Below are 19,733 nucleotides of genomic sequence, written 5' to 3' on the forward strand. Positions count from 1 at the left end.
TGCGCTGCTGCCCACGCCGAGCGACCGCGATCGTGCAGGCCATCCTCGTCCTGCACCACGTCGAAGCCGACCGCTACGCAGGATGAAAATGGCTCCTTGGTCATTCTTGGGCATCACGAGGTCGATCCGGCCGGCTGGCTGGCCGGACCGCAGGTCTACTCCGACCAATGTCCAGGGGGGTACTTCCTCCGTCTGTTCCGGCTGACCGGTCGGGGTGAGGCTCTGGGCGGGTGACCAGAGCCCACACGCTCGGTGGATCGCCTCCGCCGCGGATGATCGGGACGACCGCGTTGCGCGTGTCGCCGGGGCGTACCCGCTGGGTGGTGGGGAAGCACCGACACCCGGCGCGGTTGGCCGTACCCGCCGGGCTGGCTCCGTGGGGCTGGCTACGGTCTCGTGTATGGACGTCTTCGTGCTCTGGCACATCCGGCACGCCCGCAACCTCGACGGGAGCCCAACCGTCCACCGCGACGACGGCGAGCTGATGTGGGATGAGGAAAACGGAGACGACCTCAAGGTCCTAGGGGTTTACTCCAGCGAGCATCGGGCGAGTGACCTGGCCCAGGCAGCCCGACTGCTTCCCGGGTTTCGCGACGAGCCGGACTGCTTCATGATCGATACCTACGAGGTGGACGAGGACCGGTGGACGGACGGCTTCGTCTCCATACCTCGCGCTGAGGAATAGGGCGGTCGGGCGTGCACGGGCCACGCCGCGACGTAGCGGTACGGAAGCCGGCGGGGCTGGCCGCGGCAGCAGCCACCGTGCCCCGGCCGGCTGACGTGCCATCAGCGTGCGGTTAGCCAAGGCCACCGGAGGACATTCCAGGCCACCAGAGAGACCGCGACCAGGCGGTCAGACCGTTGGTGAGGGGATCTTTGCCGATCCCGAGCTGCACAGTTCGACGTACGCCCGCGTGCTCGTTGCATGCCCATTCGGATGGGCGACGGCGGTCAGGTCCTGGAAGATGGCAGCCAGCCTGGCGGCGCAAGTCCAGCCAGGTCACTGCTGAGCGGCATCCGGCAGTGTCCGCACTGCATGAACTGGTGCTGCGGTTTGGCGTCGACGGGCTTGCGGACCATGACCATGCCGACGGCGAACCGGGGAAGCACGACCATCCGCCAGCCGGCGTCGCTCCTGGTCCAGGGTTGGCGGAAAAAGCCTTGGCCTTTGACGAAGACGAGCGTGCCGCAGATCGTCAGGGTGGGGCGTGTCGGCGGCGCCTTCGAAACGGGATAGCCACGTCAGCCCGGTCGGTGCGATGATCGACATCTGGGTCGCTAGCTCAACTGGATAGAGCATTCGACTGAGTAGCGCGTTCGCTGTCCGCTTGCGCGGTAATGGGTGCGCTTCCTTCTCCTAGTTGGATCGAAGGGTTCGGGGTTCGAGTCCCCGGCGACCCACTATGCGGCGCTTGCGCGCCGGCGAAAGCCGGAGTTGACCGGAACGGGGAACCACGTGCTCGAGAAGCTGATCATCCAGAAGAGCCTGCTCGTGCCGGCCAGCACAGGCGCGGCCGGCGATGGCACGTCGGTGGCCCGGCAACTGGATGCGGCACTGCTCGATGTCGGGTTCTCGGCGTCGCGGGCTCTGCTGGAACACATTGGTGTCCTGGCCCCCGCGCCGGCGATGGATCTGGCCGCCGTGGTCGTTTCGGCGGTACGCGAACTGGTGGGCGATCATGTCCAGCACAACGCCTATTTCATCGGCTTCCCGGACGACGTGCCAGACACCGTCGAGTTCTGGGCGGACCGGCTTCGGGCGGCCGTACTCACCGGCGGGGGTACGGCGACCGATGCGCAGCTGCGGGACGCTGTTGCCTCGGGCGGGGTGAACCTGCTCGACCTACCGGCTTACGGTGCCTACCAGCACACCTATGCCGAGCTGTTGGCCGCGCATGACGACTTCATCACGGCTGCCGGTGACCGGGTGACCTTGCTGCACCTCGGCGACACCGCCGACGTGGAGGCAGCGCGGCTCTATCTGGCCCTGGCCGGTAGCTCGACGCCACTCGGTGAGGCCGACCTCGCCATCCTCAGCGAGCTCGCGGTTGCCTGCGTGGACGGCGCGCAGCCGGCCGAGATTCCGGTACGGGAGAACCGTGCCGTGCTCAACGGGATCCGGCTCGTCCTCGGCCGGCCGCTGGTCGGCGTGGACACGACGACCGACGTGCTGCGCCTTGCCTGCCAGGTATCCGGCGGGGACGCCTCGCTCGTGACGCCCACGCGATTCCGCGGCTTCCGGCGCCCGGAGCGGCGGATGCTGCTTGCCGCCCTGAACAACCTCGTCGGTGCGAGTCCGGACAAGCTCGGTGACGTCGTGCGCTACGCGGAGCGGTGGAAGCGGCTGGGGGAGCGGTTGCACCCGCACGAGTACGACCAGTGGCCGCACGCGCAGGAGGTGTTCGCGGTCGCGCGTGGCGAGCGGCGGGTACAGAACCTCGCCGGCCGTGCTGAGGCGGCGATCCGCGCCGGAGCCATCGGCCCGGCCGCATCGGTAATGTCGGCGGCGCCGGGCCTGCTCCTGCGATCGGCGGACCGGCTGCTGCGGCTGGCGCCGGCGTCAGAGCGAACCGCTGTCGTCGACGCTGTCACCGGTGCGCTCGGCTCGGCGTCGGGCCGAGTGCTGCTCTCGCTGCGCGAGCATGTCGACAACCGGCTGACGCCAGCGTCGGCCCGGATGTACGCGAGCCGCTCACGCAGCGCATGGATCGGCCCCGACGAGCGGCCACCGCTGCCGGCCGAGCTGGTGGCCGAGCTGTCGTTGTTGCTCGACGCCGAGATCAGCGCCCGACTGCCGAAGCAGGATCGGCCGCTGCTGGTGGACCCGGAGGTGCTCGACGTCGCACTGCCGTTCTCCGGCAAGGCGTCAGAGGGCGGCTTCGCGGTCCTGCCACGGGGCTCGCGCGCATCGGTGTCCGGTGAGCTGCTGCGCTTCTTCACGTACTGGCGCCAGACCAGTCGTCGTACCGACTACGACCTGTCGGTGCTGCTGCTCGATGACGAGTTTCACAGTGCGGGCCAAGTCTCGTGGACGAACTACCGCCACAACGGTGTGGTGCATTCCGGTGACATCACCGACGCGACGAACGGTGCAACCGAGTTCATCGACGTGCCCATGACGACCGGTGGGCACTATGTCGTTCCGCAGGTCCACATCTATACGGGTGAGTCGTTCGACGAGGTCGCCGAGTCGATGTTCGGCTACCAGACCCGTACGCAGGACCAGTTCGGGGCCCCCTTTGACGCACGGACGGTCCGGGCGCGTTCGCACCTGCGCGGCCAGGGCCGGATCGCGCTGCCTATGGTGTTCGTCAGGAGCGAGGGCGGCTGGCAGGCCGTCTGGCTGCACCTGTACCTGCGGGGCACGCCGTCATTCAATCGGGTGGAGGACAACACGTTCACCACGGCCGACCGCGTACGAGCACTGATGGAGCGGCGCTACCTTACCGTCGCCTACCTTGTCGACCAATGGCGCGCAGGAGCCGAGGTGCTGATGTGGGACGGTCGGCTACCGGATGAGCCGGTCACGTTCATCGGCATTCAGGCGCCGGAGGGCCTGCCAGACGGGTCGGAGGCATATACACTAGATCGACTCAGTGAGCTGATCCCTGAGTAGATCTGCGACAGCCGAGGCCATGCAGGCGCTTCCTCCTATTCCGTTCAACTCGGGAACCTCCGCGCAAGCGGAGGATGTGGTTATTCCAGCTCCTGCGCTTTCCTCGGCTTTCGCGTTGAGGCCACAGGAATTCTGTGGCCTCAACCACCAACATGACCACGTCGCCGGATGGCGCATGGCACTGAGTCGCGCCAGTGCCGAATGGTCCTACTCCCGCAATCGTCGGTAGACCCCTGTGGCCGGCGCCGCCGGCAGGCGGGGGCCTGCCCGACTGAACGCACCGCATGCCCGCCCCAACCTCACGACCTGCCGCCGTCAGTGTGCGTCTGGGGCGTCAAGGCCCGTTGCCATGCCACCCCAGGTGTCGGCCGGCTTCACGGCGTGCGGGTCGACGGTGGGCGGGAAGTGGGCAGGGCATTGAAAACCAGTAACTCCTGAGCGAGCATGACGTGCGTGCGGCGCGCGAAGATCATTTCGGGATTCGGTTGGCTCATGATTGCTGGCGGATTCCTGCTTCCGACTGTCACGTGTTGCTTGGGAGCCACGATCCCCTACCCGGACCCCACCCCCGAGATGGCGCATCAGTTCGACCAGGAGGTAGCGGAGTTTGACCGCCTGATGTACCTCGGGCTGGCGACCGGTGCCTTCCTGCTTCTTGCTGGTATCGGGATCGTGGTCCGTGCCGCAGTGGTCAGTCGGCGATCACGACGGACGTGAGGTTGCGGCTCGTTTCGCCGTGCCTGACGCGTGAGTGAACAAAGGTCTGCAACGGTTGGCTGGGCTGGATCTGCCGTGACGGCAGATGACGACCGGGCCTGGTCAGGTGGTCAGAGGCGAGGACCGGGAGCGCAACTCAAGGCACTTTCCGAGCTGACAGTGCGGGTTCGATGCCCGTCACCGGCTTCGTGAGGAGGCCCCAGACGAGAACGTCAGTCCCCGTCGAAGCCCCGGTACGTGCCAGACCCGTCAACGGCGTTGGCGAACTCGGAGAAGTCCATGTTCGCGATGGTGAGGTTGGCCGAGACATCCGCGAACCACTGTGGTGGGACCCGGAATGTGCGGCCGGGCTCGTCGGCCAGGTCGAGCGCGAGCAGCGGGCATTCGACGTCGGTCATCGTGAGCGCGTCGGCAAGGAAGAGGTAGGTCAGCTTGTCTTCGTGGCTCGTCGCGTTGTCCGCGAACCTTGCCCGCCCCTCCGCCGGGTGACGAGCAGGGACCTTCATGGACGGTTTCACCAGGTCAACCCGATGGACCGGCAGGTCTGTGACCGGTGTGGGCTGCCTGGGGTCAACGGGTCGTCGGTTGGAATCCGGCCGTGCCGACAGTCGATAGCCCTGGCCAGCGGAAACGCTGGTCAGGGCTATCGGTTTGTCTATGGAATTGTGAAGCCCCCCCGAGCCCCCGTTTACCGGAGCCGGCAACCACGGTTCGTCGTCAGGCGTTTTGAGTGATGTCGGTGGTGGCGGCGAGGGTGTGGCCAGTCTCGATGTTGTTGGTGAGGGCTTCAATGCGGGACTTGGCCAGGGCGTAGGAGTCGGAGCCGAGAATTTGGTGCAGGGGTGCGGTGCTGGACTGCGCGATGGTGATGATCGCGGTGGCGGCCTTTGCCGGGTCGCCGAGTTGGGTGCCGGGCATGGCGAGGTGGTTGGTGGTCATCTCGCGGATGCCGTCGTAGCCGGCGGCGACCTGTGCGGGCAGACGCAGGCTGCTCGTGCGCAGGAAGTCGGTGCGCATGTAGCCGGGCTCAACCAGATTGACCCTGATGCCGAAGTCGGCGACCTCTCCGGCGAGGGATCCGGTGAGTCCCTCGAGGGCGTACTTGGCGGCGCAGTACGCGCCCCATCCGGGGAAGGTGGTTAGCCCGAGGATCGAGGAGACGTTGATGATGTGGCCGCTGCGGCGGGCGCGCATGCCGGGCAGGACGGCACGTAGGACGTTCCAGGTCCCGAAGATCTGCACGTCGAACAGTTCCCGGGCTTCGGTGTCGCTGACTTCCTCGACGGCGGCGAGCAGGCCGTAGCCGGCGTTGTTGACCACGACGTCGACGGGACCGAACCGGTCGCCAGCGGCTTGCACCGCGGTGGCGACGGACTGCTCGTCGGTGAGGTTGACCGGCAGGGCCAGCAGGCGTGACGTGTCGGCGGCACCGAGGGCAGCGGTCAGTCGTTCGGGCGATCGGGTGGTCGCGGCGACGTTGTCACCGCGCTGCAGCAGTTGCTTGACCAGCTCGAGACCGAGTCCACGGGAAGCGCCGGTGACGAACCAGGTGGCGGGTCCGGTGGTGGGATACGGCATGGGACATCTCCTTGACGGCTTACCAGTCGGTGAGGTTCTCCGGATCGGGGAACGCCATGTCATGTTGCGGCCGCGCGCCTGGCTCCGGACACCGTCAGCCGAGCCCAGCCCTACCTGGGAACGGCATGCCCACCCAACCGCTGGCGGCCATGCCACCACCAGGGCAATCATTGAGTCATGGCAGGACGCACAGCTCTGGGTGACTTCTTGAGGAAGTGCCGGGCGGGCATGACACCGGAGAGGGCCGGCATTCCTGGATATATCGGCCAAACCGGGCGGAGGGTGGGTGGTCTGCGCCGGGAGGAGGTGGCCCAGCTCGCCGGAATGAGCGTCGACTACTACACCCGGCTGGAGCAGGGCCGGCACACCAGCCCGTCCGAGCCCGTCCTCGACGCCCTGGGGCGGGTCTTCCAGCTCGACGCCACCGCCCGCGCCCACCTCGCCGACCTGTCCAGGCCCGCCCGGCGCCGCGCCAAGCAGGCGCCCGTCCAGCGGGTCCGGCCGGCGATGCACCAGATGATCGCCTCGCTGGTCGACCACCCGGCCTTCATCGTCGGTAACCGCACGGACATCCTTGCCTCGAACACACTTGCGCGCGCCCTGCTCACCGACTGGACCCGCCTGCCACCCCGGCATCGCAACTACACGCGGTGGGTCTTCCTCGACCCGGCTGCCCGCGCTGCCTTTCTCGACTGGGCGACCGTGGCGGCTGAGGTGGTGGGCACCCTACGCCTCTATGCCGGACGGTTTCCCGACGATCCCCAGCTCAGCGAACTGGTCGGAGAGCTGACCATCAAGAGCCCGGACTTCCGTATGTGGTGGAACGGCCACCACGTGCACGAGCGTACGAACGGCACCAAGCGCATGACCCACCCCGCCGTCGGACCGATCACCGTCCGATACGAGGCACTAGCGCTCTCCGGCGACCCGGACCAGACGCTGTTCATCTACACCACCGACCCGGGCAGTCCTTCGCATGACAACCTCCGGTTGCTCGTGCTCTGGGCCAACCAGCAGCAGGCGAACGCCACAACGGCCGGTGGCAGGCCGCCGACCGAAACGCGGGCCCGCTCTTTCCTCGACACGGGCGGCATGTCCGATCCCGCTTGACTGGTCGGCTGGAGGACGGCGTTCTCCGGTTCGCAGTGGAGGACGCCGTCCGGCTGCTCGACTTCGACGGACGACGTGGTTTCTGTCCAACAGGCAACACCGGCGTCAGCGCCGTCCCTCGCGCGTCGCTCGGGACGGAACACCTCCACCGCGGCCACCGCGACGCGAACGGCATGTGGATAGCGGGTCCCGAGGCGGTACGCCGGATGGCCTCCGCCGTCGCCGGAGAGGCTTACCCTTCGCCGGGGCGGACCAGCCCGCTCTCGTACGCGATGACCACGAGCTGGGCGCGGTCGCGGGCGTTCAGTTTGTGCAGCAGACGACTCACGTACGTGCGGGCGGTGTCCGGACTGAGGTGCAGGGCCGCCCCGATCTCCACATTGGATCGTCCGGTGCCGACCTGTGCCAGCACGTCCCGTTCCCGTCCGGTGAGCCCGGCCAGCCGGGCCGGGTCGCTGACCGGGGAGCGGGCTGCCGCGGCGATCACCCGCCGGGTCACCGCCGGTGACAGCAGCGCGTCTCCGCCGGCCACCACGCGGACGGCGTCCCGTAGGGCGTCGGGCGGGGTGTCCTTGAGGAGGAAGCCGGCGGCGCCGGCGCGGATGGCCTCGAAGAGGTACTCGTCGTCGTCGAAGGTGGTAAGCATGACCACCCGGACGTCGGCCAGCGTCGGGTCGGCGAGGATGCGGCGGGTGGCCTCGATACCGTCGCCGCCAGGCATCCGGACATCCATCAGGACGATGTCGGGCTGCTGCTCGCGGGCGACCGCCACGCCGGCCCGTCCGTCGCCGGCCTCGCCGACCACCGTGATGTCCGAGGAGCGTTCCAGCAACGCGCGGAGTCCGGTGCGCACCAGGTGCTGGTCGTCGACGAGGACGACGCGTACGTCGCTCATGTGGCGACCCCGGCCAGCGGTAGGTGGACCGAGACCCGGAAGCCGCCGTCACCGGCCTCGCCGGCATCGAGGGTTCCGCCGAGCAGGGCGACCCGCTCGGACATACCGCGCAGCCCCTGACCTGTCTCCTCTGCGGTGCCGCCGGTAGCGCCCCGGCCGTCGTCGACGACCTCCACCGACAGCCGGGCTGGTGTCGCCCGGATCGTCACGGTGGCGCGGGTGGCGTGGGCGTGGCGCAGCACATTGGTCAGGGCCTCCTGCACGATCCGGTAGACGGTGCTGCCAACCACCGCGGGCAGGGTGTCGACAGGGCCGTCGAGGCGCAGTTCGACTGGGAGCCCACCGCGGCGGACGCCCTCGATGAGCGTACGCAGCTCGGCGGTACCGGGGGCTGGCTCGCGCGGCCCGGGCTCGCGTCGCAGCGTGCCCAACGTGGCACGCAGTTCGGCCATGGCGCTGCCGCTCACCGAGTGGATCGCGGCCAGGGCGGCCTCGGCCTGCCCGGGCTCGGCGGCGGCAAGTGCCTCCCGCGCGACAGCCGATTGCAGGGTGATCACCGATATCGTGTGTCCGAGCGTGTCGTGCACTTCTCGGGCGATGCGCAGCCGCTCGGCCTCGACCTGTCGGGCGGCCTCCCGGCGGCGTTCCTCGGCCGCCGAGGCGGCCTGCCGGGCCAGCGTGACCCGTAGCGAACGCCGGTTGCGGACGGCATCACCGAGAGCGATGACGGCGAGGATCAGGGCCGCCTCGGAGCCGAGACCAGCGCCGATCACGACAGAGATGTCGTCTCCCTCGACGAGCCGGGCGGCCACCGAAACGGCCAGCAGGCTCCCGCCGACGGCGGCGGCCGGGACCACCCGGCCCCGCTGGGCGGCCACGTAGAGGATGGCGGCGGCCGGGGCGGCCACGCCGACCGGCGGCAACTCCAGCGCGTAGTAGCCGAGGATGCCGGCGGCTGTCGCCAGCAGCGCGGGGACGGTCCAAAGCCGGGCCACCAGCAGCAGTACGGCCAAGCCGACCCCGAATCCGCCGGCCAGCGCCACGCGGGAGGTCGGCGCGTCCTCGGTCACGACCGCCGCCGTGACCAGGCCCAGGATGGCCACAGCGAGTAGCGCCTCGGTTTGGGTGGGTGGGGTGGCCTGCACGTCCGTGAGCCTAAGTCGGTGCGGGCCCGCGCCGCTGCCGTCCGCAGGCATCACCTGGCCCCCGGCACGTACGTCGAGAAGCGACGCCAGCTCGCGCGGCTGCGCGGCAGACGGCCCCGAACTGGTGACATAGCGTCGACGGCGACATCACAGATCGTGCCCGCATGGGTTCGACAATCAAGGAGAAGTACTGCTGTGTCCCGTATCAGGCTGACGTGGATCGTGCTTGTCGTGCTCGTCTGGGCGGCGATGATGTCCTTCGGTGGGGTCGCGGCCGAGACCGTGATGCTCTACCCGAACATCTTCGGGGACGCCCCCGCCTCGCTGGACCGTGCCCGTGAGTTCCTGGTTGCCGGAGGACCGAGCGACTACTTCCCGCCGCTGGGCGCCTCGGTCGTGTTGACGAGCCTCGCCGCGACCGCCCTCACCTGGCGCAACCGGCGACTGCGGTGGTACGTCGCCGCCGCCGCGGTGGTCTTCATCGCCTGCGAGTTCCTGTTCTCCGTGGTGTTCTTCTGGCCGCGCAACGAGATCATGTTCGTCGACCCGGTCGGCACGCACTCCCCGGAATACCTGCGCCAGGTCGCCGAGGAGTTCGTGGCCGGCCACTGGGTGCGCCTCGCCGGCGGAGCGGTGACATCCGCGCTGGCGTTCACCGCCCTGCTGCGCTTCGCCCGGGAAACCGCGCCGGTACGGGTCGAGCGATGAGCGCCGGGCGTCGTACCCTCGGGTTCTCGTGGCCGGTCCTGGTCGCGCTCGCCGTGTTGGCCGCACCGCGGGTGGTCCTGCACGACCTGCACCTCGTGGAGGAAGGCCGGCCGGCCGCCGTGCTGCTCGCGGTCGTACCGCTGATCGGTTGGGTGGCCGCCGTGCTGTGGCGGCGACCGCCGCGTCCTTTCCTGACCGTGGTGGTCATCGGGGCGATCTACGGTGTCCTTCTCGCGGTGGGTCACCAGCTTCTGTGGGACGAGGCGTTCGGTGCGACAGGGCCGAGGCTCGGGGACATCGACCCTCGGGCGCAGGAAGTGATCCTTCGGGTGGCCGCGGTGTTCTCCAGCCTCGCTACCGGGGTCCTCACCGGGGTGGTGGCCGGGGCGGTGGCTGCCGTGCTGAGCCGGTTCGTCATCGGGCGGCAGCGCCCCGCCAGGACAACGCCGGGGCGTCGGCGCTGAGACCGACCGAACAGCGCGCGCCACCCACGCGCGGTGCGTTGCTTCCGTAGCCAAGCGCACCCGGGCCTGCGTGGGAGTGGGCTGAGGGGACGGCCGCCGGACGCGGCCGTCCCCTCAGGGGTGGTGCGGATGTCAAAGGCGTGTCCCGGGGTTCAGCGGTTCGTCGCCGCGCCGCTCGGGGCTGGCTGGACCAGTTCGAACCGGACCCGGCTCAGCCATCCCGGGAGGTCGCTGAGCACGTACACCTCGCCGTTCACATCGGTGCCGAACGCGGTCGGCTGGGTGGGGAAGGTGCCGATCGTGGCGGATTCGTAGCCGCCGGTGAGGTTGGGTCGCACGGCGAACGCGAGGGTCGAGCAGTAGTCGCTCGCGATGTAGGTCCCCCGCGCCTCCGGGGTGACGGACCCTCGGTACACCACGCCGCCGGTCACCGAGCAGTTCTCGGTGAGGTAGTGCTCGTACTCGAAGACCGGGTCGGTGTACCGCACGCCCGGCCGGCACTGGCTCTGATCGAAGACCGGCGTACCTTCTCGGCAGGACCAGCCGAGGTTCGCCCCACGCTGCGACGGGCGGATGTGGTTGATTTCCTCGACCAGGCCCTGGCCGACGTCACCGATCCAGAGCGAGCCGTCGACCGGGTCGATGGAGAACCGCCACGGGTTGCGCAGCCCGAAGACCCAGATCTCCGGCCGCGCGCCCGGCGTGCGGACGAACGGGTTGTCGAACGGGACGCAGTAGGGCTTCCCTGCGCAGGTGCGGTTGACGTCGATCCGCACGATCTTGCCGAGCAGGGTGCCGAGGTTCTGACCGGACTTGAACGGGTCGTTCGCGTGGCCACCGTCGCCGAGGGACCAGTACAGGTAGCCGTCGCGGCCGAACGCCACCTGTCCGCCGTTGTGGTTGCCGTACTCGGCGTGCTCCTGAGTGAGCAGCACCTGCACCCGCTCGGGAGCGCCGATGGGCACGCGCGCCAGGGTCAGCGTGCCGGCCGGCAGGCTTGTGTAGGCCACGTAGAGGATCCCGGTCCGCGCGAAGTTCGGCGCCGGCGTGATGCCGAGGAGGCCGCGCTCGTTGTCCGACGTGTCGATCCGGGCGGTCAGGTCGAGCACCGGCTCGGCCGCCAACCCGGTGTCGGGGTGGTACGAGCGGACGGTGCCGTTCTTCTCCGCGATCAGCATCCGGCCGTCCGGTAGCCCGGTGATCGCGATAGGACGCTGCAGACCGAAGGCCACCCGTTCGGATGTCACGGTCAGACCAGTGAGTGGCACGGCGCGGGGTTTGGATATCCCGGCCGTGGCGGTGCCGGCCACCGGCGTCGGGGGCGACAGGGACGCAGCCAGGGTTAGCACGAGCAGCCCGGCCAGCATGGTGACCGGGCGATATCGCCGTCGTGACATGTTCAGCTCCTCGATCAGGTGGGGTGGTGGATGCAGTCTGGGAGCGTTCCCACGATACATCGGCTCTAGTCGATGTCCAACTGATGTCGGGCCGTCATCCGCTCGAATTCGCAGTTGCACCAGGCGCCGTTGCGGCGGGATGAGCGCTGACGTAACTCCGCTGGCGGTCGGCTCGTTGGTAGCAAGGGGCGGACGGAGGCGGACGATGGCGGCGGGGCGGGGTGCCGAGCTGCTGCGCCCTCCAACGAGTTCGGGTCGGGCGACGTTCCTGGAGCTGTTCTTCGACCTGGCCTTCGTTGTGGCCCTCGCCCGGGTCTCGCAACGATTCGCCGAGTTGGGCGACGTCACCGGCTGGGCGCTCGTCACGGGGTTCGGGCGTACCCTGCTGCTCTTTCTGGCGCTCTGGTTGATCTGGTCGCACACCGTTTGGATCACCAGTCGGTACGAACCGGAGCGGTCGATCATTCAGGCCGTCGTGGTCGGCACCATGTTCGCCGGCCTGATCATGGCGGTGACGCTGCCCCGCGCCGTGGAGGAGCGGGCGCTGCCGTTCACGCTCGCGTACCTGATGGTGATGGTGGTGCGGCCGCTGGTGGTCGCCGTCGCGCTGCGTGGCCATCCGCGACGGCTGGTGCCGTTCCGGCTTGTCGTGTGGGCTTTGGCGAGCACGCCGTTGTGGCTGGCCGGCGCGTTGGGTCCGGATCACCTCCGCCTGCCGCTGTGGGTTGCCGCCCTCACTGTCGACTACATTGCCTGGGCATCGGGCTGGCCGCTGCCGTGGCTCGGGGCTGCGAAAGTAGGTCGGTGGCAGATCAGCGGGACTCATCTCGCGGACCGCTACCAGCAGATGTTTCTCATCGCTCTCGGTGAGTCGATTCTGGTTGTCGGCGTGGTCTTCAGCGGCGGGTTCTATTCCGCCGGGCGGGCAGCCGCCTTCGCGGTCGCGTTCGTCACCAGCGCGCTGCTCTGGCGGATCTACTTCTACCGCGCCGGTCTGCTGTTGACGGAGACGTTCGGCCGGGCGGGTATGCCAGGCCGGCTGGGCGCGGTGTCGGGACGGACGCACCTGTTGATCGTGCTCAGCGTCCTCGTCACGTCGGTCGGCTACGAGTTGGTGATCGATCATCCGTTCGGGCAGCCGCGGCCCAGTTGGCTGCTGTTCGTGGTGGGCGGTCCGACGCTCTTCCTCGTCGCACGTATGCGGCTGGAGTACGAGACTTTCGGCAAGGCCTCCCGATCCCAGATCGTCGGCGTGGCCGCCCTGTTGCTGGTCACGCCGGTGTTGGCCCATTGGGCGCCGATGGCCGGGCTGAGCGTGGTGGCCGGCGTGCTGGCCCTGGTCGTGGTCTTCGGCGTGCTGCGAAGGCGAGGCCGGCCGCTGGAGGTTCCCGCCTCGCCGATCGGGCGGGAGACGTCCGGAGATCGCGACTCCGAGGCGTGACGCGGCGGTCGTGCGCACCTGCCTGGCGCGCGTAGTGGCGAGCGTCACCTGTACGACCACCGCCAGATAGAACGGTCGGTCTTGACGGCGAGGGGTCTCGGTCGGTACGGTTCTCAGGGACAGAACGTTCGTTCCACCTGGCGCTGGCCGGGTGCGCGGCTGTCCCTGAAGGAGAGCGCCATGCCTACCAAGATCACCCTTGTCATCGGTAATCCCGCTGACCCCGCCGAGTTCGAAAAGGTCTACGCCGACGTACGTCGGGCCGCCGAGACGTTCCCGAAGCTTCAGCGGGTCGAGTCGGCAAAGGTGTGGCCCAAAGAAAACGGCACGCCCACCCCCGCGTACCGGACGCTCGACCTGTACTTCGCCAGCTACGAGGACGCCTCCGCGGCAGTCGCGACGCCCGCTGCCGCCGCCGTCTTCGGTGGGCTCCAGGGCGCTCAGGTGGAGATCACGGGGCTGTTCTCGAACATCGAGTAGCACCGCCGTCCCGCCCCGGCGGTGGCCCGCACCCCGCCGGGCGTCCCTTCGCCCCGGAATCACCGAGAGGATGACCATGACCACCCTTGCCGTTCCCGACATCTCGACGACGGCCGCTGCCCTGCGGCGGTTGTACTTCGGTCGCTTCGCCTTCGCCATTGTCTGGGCTGCCGTGACGTTTCCACTCGCCAAGCACCTCAACCCCCTCACCGCCACGCTGCTCGTGATCTACCCGCTGTTCGACGTGGCCGCCGCCATCGTCGATGTCCGCGCGTCGCGGGCCACCGGATCGCCCACCCTGCTGTACGTGAACGTCGCGATCAGCCTGCTCGCCGCTGTGGGCCTGGGCATCGCCGGCGCGTCCGGCATCCCGGCGGTCCTGCGCGTCTGGGGCGCCTGGGCGGTCGTGGCCGGGCTGGTCCAGCTGATCGTGGGCGCCACCCGCCGCAAGATGGGTGGCCAGTGGCCGATGATCATCAGTGGTGGCATCTCCGTCATTGCCGGTGGATCGTTCATCGCGGCTGCTTCCGCGGACAACCCGGCACTGACCAACGCGATCGGCTACGCCATCCCCGGCGCCATCTTCTTCCTCATCGCGGCCATCCGCCTCGGCCGCGTCGCAAAGGGGAACTGACGTGCCGAACGCCACGTACGACGTCATTGTCATCGGCGCGGGGCCGGTGGGGGAGAACGTCGCCGACCGCGTCGTGCGGGGCGGCCTGACCGCCGTGATCGTCGAGCGGGAACTGGTGGGTGGTGAGTGCTCGTACTGGGCCTGCATGCCGACCAAGGCGTTACTGCGCAGCCAGACAGCGCTCCGGGCGGCCCGCCAGCTGCCCGGCGCGCGCGAGGCGGTGACCGGCGAGGTGGACGCGGCGGCCGTGCTGCGCCGCCGGGACTCCGTCGTCTCGCACTGGAAGGACGACGGGCAGGTGTCCTGGCTGAACTCGGCGGGGATCGCGCTGTATCGGGGCCAGGGGCGGATCAGCTCCGACCGGATCGTCGAGGTGACCGGGGCGGACGGCGACATCACCTCGCTCATCGCCCGACACGCGGTCGTCATCGCGACCGGTAGTAGCGCACTGGTGCCGGACATCGCCGGTCTGCGCGAGGCGGTGCCGTGGACCAGCCGTGAGGCCGCCGCCGCGAGCGAGGTTCCCGGCCGGCTCGCCATCATCGGTGGTGGCGTGGTGGCCGCGGAGATGGCGACGGCGTACGCCGGCCTCGGATCGGCGGTGACGGTGCTCGCGCGCGACGGAGTGCTCACGCTGGCGGAGCCGTTCGTCGGCGAGCGGGTCACGCAGTCCCTGCGGGAAGCTGGCGTTTCCGTCCACATCGGTGCCGAGGCCACGTCGGTGAGCCGCGACGGCGACGGCACCGTGCACCTCACGCTGACCGACGGCGAACAGGTCGAGGCCGACGAACTCCTCGTCGCGATCGGCCGTACGCCGAACACGCACGACGTCGGCCTCGATCGGATTGGTTTGAAGCCGGGTGCCTGGCTCACCGTCGACGACACCCTGCGGGTGGTCGACGGCGCCGGTGCGTTGATCGGCGACGGATGGCTGTACGCAGCCGGGGACGTCAACCGGCGGGTGCTCCTGACCCACCAGGGCAAGTACCAGGCTCGCGCCGTGGGCGACGTGATCGCGGCCCGGGCCAGGGGCGAAGCGGCAGACGACCGCCCGTGGGGTCGGCACGTCGCCACCGCCGACGCGCGCGCCGTGCCGCAGGTCGTCTTCACCGACCCGGAAGTCGCGTCGGTGGGGCTGACCGCAGCCGCCGCCGAGGCCGCCGGGCTGCGGATCCGGGTCGTCGACTATGACCTGGCCGCGGTCGCCGGGGCCGCGCTGCACGCCGACGGCTACCAGGGGCATGCCCGGATGGTCGTGGACGAGGACCGGCGGGTCATCGTCGGCCTCACCCTCGTCGGCCCGGACGTCGCGGAACTGATCCATGCCGCGACGATCGCCATCGTCGGTGAGGTCCCACTGGAGCGGTTGTGGCACGCCGTTCCCGCGTACCCGACCGTCAGCGAGGTCTGGTTGCGGCTGTTGGAGGCGTACGGCCGCTGACCTGAGCCGTGCGGCCGTCCGTGCACCCGCTGGGACGAGGCTCACGGCGGGCGCAACCGGTGGTGGCAACACCAAGGAGCTGGGTCATCCCCTCACCCGGGGGTGGCCCAGCTCGACGTCGTGCGGCGGCGGTCGCGCGAGAACTAGCGGGCCGACTCTGCCGACTGACGCTCCGAGTTGATCCTGAGGAGTCCTTCGATACCGCGCAGGAAGGTCTCGGACACCAACGTGGGGTCGGAAAGGCATCCGGCTGCCATGGCGCCGTCCCGGAGCATGACGAAGTGGCGCGCGGCGGGATCCGCCGTTTCTTGGTGGACCTGTGCCATGAGCATGGTGATGGTGTCCAGGAACCATTGCCTGTGGGCCATGAGTTCTTGGTGCACGGGATGGTTCGTGTCGGGGTATTCCGCTGCGGCGTTCAGGAACGCACACCCGCGGAACCCGGGGGACTGGATGTTCTGAGCGATGGAACTGGCGATGGCCAGGAGCGGATCGACAGGCGATCGGTTGGCGGCGAGGGCCTTGTCGACCATGCCGCGCTCCAGCTGATGTACCTCACGTAGGTAGGCCAGGATGAGGTCGTCCTTGCTGGGGAAGTGCCGGTAGAAAGTGGCCCTGGTCACCTTCGCCTCGGCGATGATCCGGTCGACGCCGACGGAGTGAATGCCCTCCGTGTAGAAGATCCTGGTCGCCGTGCGGAGAAGCCTGAGTCGTGCCTCGGAAGGCCGGGCGTCGGGTTCGTCGCGCGTCATCCAACCATCTTAGCGATAGAACGTTCGGTCTGGCTGGGCTTGGCGCGCGGTGCCCGTGCAGCGTGGGGACAATGACCGGCAGGTCGTCTCGTGTCCGAATCGGGTGTCGGCCAGGCGTTTCCGCACCGACGTTCGACGAGGCAATCCGTTCTTCGATCTCGCTGACAGCGGCCTCGTCAGTGCTGGATTCTGGAATCTGGGTGCTGCGACCCACCTGAGCCGGGATCGCGCGCTGATGCGTGCTGCCGGAAAAGCTGCTCCGTTGACTGTCCTCGTCGACCCGGTCTGCAGACCGCAGGCAGTGGGCGGTGAGACATCTCGAAAGGACTCCCAATGAGCGCTGCTCGTGACATGTCCGCCCAGGAATCAGGGATGCCGACAGTTGTGCTGGTCCACGGGGCGTTCGCCGGCTCGTCGAGTTGGAACGGGGTGGTCGCCAACCTCAAACGTCGCGGTTACCCGGTCATTGCCGTCGCCAATCCGCTGCGCGGTGTGCAGAAGGACGCCGCTTACGTTCGGGCTCTTCTGGACAGCCTGTCCGGGCCGGTCGTGATGGCCGCCCACTCCTACGGCGGGCTGGTCATGACCGAGGCCGCGGCTGGCGCATCCAACGTCAAGGCTCTGGTGTACGTCGCCAGCGTGAGCCCGGACGTGGGCGAGAGTGTGATCGGTCTGCTCGGCAAGTATCCCGGAAGTCAGCTCGCCACCAGCATCAACATGGTGCCGATCCCCTCCGACGACGGCGGCATGACAATGGATCAGTACATCTTCCAGGACAAGTACCCCGAGGTGTTCGCCGCCGACGTTGACCGCGGCACCGCCGAAATCATGGCGGCGACGCAGCGGCCCGCCTCTGCGGGCGCCCAGGAGGAGAGCGTGACCAAGGCCGCCTGGAAGACGATCCCCTCCTGGACCCTGATCACCACTCAGGACAAGGGCATTCCGCCAGACTTGCAGCGTTTCCTGGCCGACAGGGCGGGGTCCACGACAGTGGAGATCGCCGCGTCCCACGCGGTGGCGGTCTCGCAACCCGGCCCGGTCGCCGACCTCATCGACACCGCCGCCCGCGCCACCGCACGCTCGATGCAGTTGTCAAAGAGTCGTCAAGGTTGACCAGGGCTTGCCCCGCCGTCGTCAACGCGATGCCTGGGCCACCGGTTTCTCACCGAGGAGATAGCTCGCAACTCTTCGGTCTTGGCGTCCACGCAAGGGACTGTAGGAGCCCACGCCCATCCGCACCCACCGCCGAACGGGCGATCAGTGCGGGAAGGCGCGGGGGATGCGTGCGCCGACAAGCTCCTCGCGGAACGCTTGGATGCGTGTGATGACCTGCCGTCTGCCGATGGTGTTCTCGATGCGGTCGAGGTAAAGGCATCGGGCCGCGAGCTTGTCGAGATCGACTGTGAAGTAGATCGCCATCAGCGGGTTGACGAACAGGTCGCCACCGCCGGTGCGCCGGGTGAATCGGACGTCCCCGAACGCGCCGCCGGTGGCGGCGGCGATCTGTCCCTGAACGATGCTCGGCCGCTGCGGGGTGGCGGCCTGGGCGTCAGCGACGGCAGCGCGGTAGAGCTCTGCCTCCGGGCTGGAACCGGGGATGGACAGGGCGCCGAGGTAACCACCGTCGCGGTCGAGCGCGGCGAGGTTCTCCAGCACCTCAACGTGATTGACGCCGTCGTAGGCGTCGATGCCAAAGCCGAGACTGGTCACCAGCTTGACCGGTACGTCCAGCGCGGCCACGGCGGCCAGGCTGGTCATGTCCTCCACCGGAGTGCCGAGATTGCTCTCGTCGCCGCGCAGCAGCACATCGGTGCCGCCGTCTACCAGCACCACCGCGTCGATGTCGAGGCGTTCCACCAGGTGCCGGTACGCGGCTCGCAGCGGCTGGACACCGAGCGGAGGAAAGGCGTACACCGTCGACGGCAGGTGCTGAGCCGCCAGCCATCGGGCGAGCGTTCGCTCCGGGAAGTACCAGTCGGAGCTGGTGGTGTCCGGCTGAACCGCTGCGACGTGCTCCACCACCCACGCGTCGCGGTCGATCAACTCAAGTTCCGAGAAGGAGAGGCTGGCCAGGTGCACCTGCGCCCCGGCGCGCCACAAGGCGAACGCCAGGGGCAGGCCCGCGTACACGTCAAAACCCCCGCCTGCTCCGGCGATGAGGATGCTCCGGGCCGGGGCCAACGCGGCGAACAGTGGCGGAACGGCCAACGAAAACGCACCGGAGTCGGCCGGTGGCGCCGCAGGGGTCATCACCGGTCAATGATCACCGACGCGCGGCGGGACCCCGGGCCGGCCGCTAGATGACGGGAACCGGGGGAGGGTCGAGCAGGGTGCGGTCACCGTCGACGCCGCTGTTCAGTGCGGCGGCGACGTCCTCGTGCGGGGTTCCTGGCCGGATCGCACTGACCTCGTCCAGGTGTCGGTAGTGCTGGTCGCTGAGGTCGAGTTGGAGAGACTTCAGGTATTCCTCCAGCTGGGTCAGGGTGCGTGGGCCGACGATCGGGATCAGGGCCGTGGGGGTCAGTGCGGCCCGGCGACGCAACCAGGCCAGGGAGACCTGGACCGCACTGACGCCGAGCTCCTCGGCAATCGTCAGTACGGCGTCGACGACGGCGGTGCGCTGGGCGCTGCCCTCGATCGCGTCGCCCCGGGCGGTCAGCCGGCCTTGTTCACCCTGCCGATACTTGCCGGTGAGCAGTCCGCCGGCCAGCGGAGAGTAGAGGACCACGCCCAGACCGTGGGCCTGCGCCATCGGCAGTAGCTCCCGCTCGGCGGATCGTTCGGCCAGGCTGTATTCCGTCTGTATGCCGACCAGGGGGGCCAGGCCGCGCAGTTCGGCGCGGACGGCGGCGCCGGCGACCCGCCAGGCCGGGAAGTTGGACAGGGCGCCGTGCAGGATCTTGCCGGAGCGGATCAGTTCGTCGAACCCGGCCAGGATTTCCTCGATCGGCGTGAGGCCGTCGGGAAAGTGCGGCATGAAGACGTCGACGTAGTCGGTGTTCAGGCGGCGCAGACTCGCTTCGAGCGACCGGACCATGATCTTTCGGCTGTTGCCGGTCGTACCAGGGCGGGGCTGGGCCTGCCTGGTCCCGCTGTACTTGGTGATGATCACGAAGTCGTCTCGCTGATGCCCGAGCAGCCCGCCGAGCACGGTCTCGGCTTGTCCGTCCTGGTACAGGTTGGAGGTGTCGAACGTGGTGCCGCCAGCGGTGACGAAGGCCTCGAAGATCTGTCGGGAGGCCTCGGGGCCGGCGCCCGTGTTCGAGGTGCTGAAGTTCGCCGTCCCGAGCGCGTACTGCGACACGCGCAACCCGGTCCGGCGTCCGAAGGTCTGGTAGCGCACGGTAGCTCCTGA

Annotated in this window: 18 protein-coding genes, 1 tRNA gene and 1 pseudogene; 12 read left to right on the forward strand and 8 right to left on the reverse strand. The window is 68.9% G+C overall.

The window, feature by feature from the left end:
* The 4 genes and pseudogenes from ABZU74_RS24910 to ABZU74_RS24925 form a co-directional block, all read left to right on the forward strand.
* Nucleotides 1–86, forward strand: a pseudogene (locus tag ABZU74_RS24910) (IS5/IS1182 family transposase); the annotation flags it as partial.
* Nucleotides 87–400: 314 nt separating this feature from the next.
* The gene (locus tag ABZU74_RS24915) at nucleotides 401–685 is read left to right on the forward strand and encodes a hypothetical protein (RefSeq protein WP_355428311.1); all 285 of its coding nucleotides are present in this window, start codon (nucleotides 401–403) and stop codon (nucleotides 683–685) included.
* 587 nt (nucleotides 686–1,272) lie between these two features.
* Nucleotides 1,273–1,401 (forward strand) — tRNA-OTHER (locus tag ABZU74_RS24920).
* 55 nt (nucleotides 1,402–1,456) lie between these two features.
* Nucleotides 1,457–3,616, forward strand: coding sequence for a hypothetical protein (locus tag ABZU74_RS24925; RefSeq protein ID WP_355428314.1), 2,160 nt, complete (start codon nucleotides 1,457–1,459; stop codon nucleotides 3,614–3,616).
* Between the two features lie 929 nt (nucleotides 3,617–4,545).
* Here ABZU74_RS24925 and ABZU74_RS24930 read toward each other — a convergent pair.
* Complete coding sequence (locus ABZU74_RS24930; protein WP_355428317.1) at nucleotides 4,546–4,839, reverse strand: hypothetical protein; 294 nt, start codon at nucleotides 4,837–4,839, stop codon at nucleotides 4,546–4,548.
* 211 nt (nucleotides 4,840–5,050) lie between these two features.
* Nucleotides 5,051–5,911, reverse strand: a complete 861-nt coding sequence (locus ABZU74_RS24935) for an SDR family NAD(P)-dependent oxidoreductase (protein ID WP_355428319.1) — start codon at nucleotides 5,909–5,911, stop codon at nucleotides 5,051–5,053.
* Nucleotides 5,912–6,088: 177 nt separating this feature from the next.
* Here ABZU74_RS24935 and ABZU74_RS24940 point away from each other — a divergent pair, with 177 nt between their 5' ends.
* A complete protein-coding gene (locus ABZU74_RS24940) occupies nucleotides 6,089–7,021 on the forward strand; it encodes a helix-turn-helix transcriptional regulator (protein ID WP_355428322.1) in 933 nt (310 codons plus the stop codon).
* Nucleotides 7,022–7,253: 232 nt separating this feature from the next.
* On the opposite strand, the gene ABZU74_RS24945 is transcribed toward ABZU74_RS24940, so the two are convergent.
* Together ABZU74_RS24945 and ABZU74_RS24950 are read right to left on the reverse strand one after the other, a co-directional pair.
* Nucleotides 7,254–7,916, reverse strand: coding sequence for a response regulator transcription factor (locus ABZU74_RS24945; RefSeq protein ID WP_355428325.1), 663 nt, complete (start codon nucleotides 7,914–7,916; stop codon nucleotides 7,254–7,256).
* Nucleotides 7,913–9,061: a sensor histidine kinase gene (locus ABZU74_RS24950; RefSeq protein ID WP_355428327.1), complete on the reverse strand. Its 1,149-nt coding sequence runs from the start codon at nucleotides 9,059–9,061 to the stop codon at nucleotides 7,913–7,915. Before ABZU74_RS24950 ends, ABZU74_RS24945 begins: the two co-directional genes overlap by 4 nt.
* Before the next feature lie 195 nt (nucleotides 9,062–9,256).
* On the opposite strand from ABZU74_RS24950, the gene ABZU74_RS24955 reads away from it, so the two are divergent.
* Together ABZU74_RS24955 and ABZU74_RS24960 are read left to right on the forward strand one after the other, a co-directional pair.
* On the forward strand, nucleotides 9,257–9,769 hold the full coding sequence (locus ABZU74_RS24955) for a DUF1772 domain-containing protein (protein WP_355428330.1): 513 nt from the start codon (nucleotides 9,257–9,259) through the stop codon (nucleotides 9,767–9,769).
* Nucleotides 9,766–10,233, forward strand: a complete 468-nt coding sequence (locus ABZU74_RS24960; protein WP_355428333.1) for a hypothetical protein — start codon at nucleotides 9,766–9,768, stop codon at nucleotides 10,231–10,233. Before ABZU74_RS24955 ends, ABZU74_RS24960 begins: the two co-directional genes overlap by 4 nt.
* 152 nt (nucleotides 10,234–10,385) lie before the next feature.
* Here ABZU74_RS24960 and ABZU74_RS24965 read toward each other — a convergent pair whose 3' ends face one another.
* Entirely contained in the window at nucleotides 10,386–11,630 is a 1,245-nt protein-coding gene (locus tag ABZU74_RS24965) for a PQQ-dependent sugar dehydrogenase (protein ID WP_355428335.1), read from the reverse strand.
* Nucleotides 11,631–11,835: 205 nt separating this feature from the next.
* Here ABZU74_RS24965 and ABZU74_RS24970 point away from each other — a divergent pair, with 205 nt between their 5' ends.
* The 4 genes from ABZU74_RS24970 to ABZU74_RS24985 all read left to right on the forward strand — a co-directional run bounded on the left by ABZU74_RS24970 (nucleotide 11,836) and on the right by ABZU74_RS24985 (nucleotide 15,626).
* Nucleotides 11,836–13,071: a low temperature requirement protein A gene (locus tag ABZU74_RS24970; RefSeq protein WP_355428338.1), complete on the forward strand. Its 1,236-nt coding sequence runs from the start codon at nucleotides 11,836–11,838 to the stop codon at nucleotides 13,069–13,071.
* Between the two features lie 180 nt (nucleotides 13,072–13,251).
* On the forward strand, nucleotides 13,252–13,551 hold the full coding sequence (locus tag ABZU74_RS24975; protein WP_355428341.1) for a hypothetical protein: 300 nt from the start codon (nucleotides 13,252–13,254) through the stop codon (nucleotides 13,549–13,551).
* 76 nt (nucleotides 13,552–13,627) lie between these two features.
* Nucleotides 13,628–14,185 carry a hypothetical protein gene (locus ABZU74_RS24980; RefSeq protein ID WP_355428344.1) on the forward strand — a complete coding sequence of 186 codons (558 nt, stop codon included), beginning with the start codon at nucleotides 13,628–13,630 and terminating at the stop codon, nucleotides 14,183–14,185.
* Between the two features lies 1 nt (nucleotide 14,186).
* A complete protein-coding gene (locus tag ABZU74_RS24985) occupies nucleotides 14,187–15,626 on the forward strand; it encodes an NAD(P)/FAD-dependent oxidoreductase (protein WP_355428346.1) in 1,440 nt (479 codons plus the stop codon).
* Between the two features lie 143 nt (nucleotides 15,627–15,769).
* Here ABZU74_RS24985 and ABZU74_RS24990 read toward each other — a convergent pair whose 3' ends face one another.
* Nucleotides 15,770–16,378 carry a helix-turn-helix domain-containing protein gene (locus ABZU74_RS24990; protein ID WP_355428349.1) on the reverse strand — a complete coding sequence of 203 codons (609 nt, stop codon included), beginning with the start codon at nucleotides 16,376–16,378 and terminating at the stop codon, nucleotides 15,770–15,772.
* A 372-nt stretch (nucleotides 16,379–16,750) separates the two neighbouring features.
* Here ABZU74_RS24990 and ABZU74_RS24995 point away from each other — a divergent pair, with 372 nt between their 5' ends.
* On the forward strand, nucleotides 16,751–17,491 hold the full coding sequence (locus tag ABZU74_RS24995; protein WP_355428487.1) for an alpha/beta hydrolase: 741 nt from the start codon (nucleotides 16,751–16,753) through the stop codon (nucleotides 17,489–17,491).
* Nucleotides 17,492–17,635: 144 nt separating this feature from the next.
* Here the strand turns inward: ABZU74_RS24995 and ABZU74_RS25000 are convergent, their stop codons facing one another.
* Nucleotides 17,636–18,628 carry a DUF1152 domain-containing protein gene (locus ABZU74_RS25000; RefSeq protein ID WP_355428490.1) on the reverse strand — a complete coding sequence of 331 codons (993 nt, stop codon included), beginning with the start codon at nucleotides 18,626–18,628 and terminating at the stop codon, nucleotides 17,636–17,638.
* Nucleotides 18,629–18,674: 46 nt separating this feature from the next.
* Nucleotides 18,675–19,721 carry an aldo/keto reductase gene (locus ABZU74_RS25005; RefSeq protein WP_355428352.1) on the reverse strand — a complete coding sequence of 349 codons (1,047 nt, stop codon included), beginning with the start codon at nucleotides 19,719–19,721 and terminating at the stop codon, nucleotides 18,675–18,677.
* Nucleotides 19,722–19,733 lie beyond the last annotated feature (12 nt).

The organism is Micromonospora sp. NPDC005171 (assembly GCF_040608575.1).
Classification (GTDB): domain Bacteria; phylum Actinomycetota; class Actinomycetes; order Mycobacteriales; family Micromonosporaceae; genus Micromonospora.

What these genes read in the sequence shown, in the direction of transcription:
- ABZU74_RS24915 (WP_355428311.1), top strand. Translation starts at nt 401, where the DNA reads ATGGACGTCTTCGTGCTCTGGCACATCCGGCACGCCCGCAACCTCGAC.
- ABZU74_RS24930 (WP_355428317.1), bottom strand. Translation starts at nt 4,839, where the DNA reads ATGAAGGTCCCTGCTCGTCACCCGGCGGAGGGGCGGGCAAGGTTCGCG.
- ABZU74_RS24935 (WP_355428319.1), bottom strand. Translation starts at nt 5,911, where the DNA reads ATGCCGTATCCCACCACCGGACCCGCCACCTGGTTCGTCACCGGCGCT.
- ABZU74_RS24940 (WP_355428322.1), top strand. Translation starts at nt 6,089, where the DNA reads ATGGCAGGACGCACAGCTCTGGGTGACTTCTTGAGGAAGTGCCGGGCG.
- ABZU74_RS24945 (WP_355428325.1), bottom strand. Translation starts at nt 7,916, where the DNA reads ATGAGCGACGTACGCGTCGTCCTCGTCGACGACCAGCACCTGGTGCGC.
- ABZU74_RS24960 (WP_355428333.1), top strand. Translation starts at nt 9,766, where the DNA reads ATGAGCGCCGGGCGTCGTACCCTCGGGTTCTCGTGGCCGGTCCTGGTC.
- ABZU74_RS24965 (WP_355428335.1), bottom strand. Translation starts at nt 11,630, where the DNA reads ATGTCACGACGGCGATATCGCCCGGTCACCATGCTGGCCGGGCTGCTC.
- ABZU74_RS24970 (WP_355428338.1), top strand. Translation starts at nt 11,836, where the DNA reads ATGGCGGCGGGGCGGGGTGCCGAGCTGCTGCGCCCTCCAACGAGTTCG.
- ABZU74_RS24975 (WP_355428341.1), top strand. Translation starts at nt 13,252, where the DNA reads ATGCCTACCAAGATCACCCTTGTCATCGGTAATCCCGCTGACCCCGCC.
- ABZU74_RS24980 (WP_355428344.1), top strand. Translation starts at nt 13,628, where the DNA reads ATGACCACCCTTGCCGTTCCCGACATCTCGACGACGGCCGCTGCCCTG.
- ABZU74_RS24990 (WP_355428349.1), bottom strand. Translation starts at nt 16,378, where the DNA reads ATGACGCGCGACGAACCCGACGCCCGGCCTTCCGAGGCACGACTCAGG.
- ABZU74_RS24995 (WP_355428487.1), top strand. Translation starts at nt 16,751, where the DNA reads ATGCCGACAGTTGTGCTGGTCCACGGGGCGTTCGCCGGCTCGTCGAGT.
- ABZU74_RS25000 (WP_355428490.1), bottom strand. Translation starts at nt 18,628, where the DNA reads ATGACCCCTGCGGCGCCACCGGCCGACTCCGGTGCGTTTTCGTTGGCC.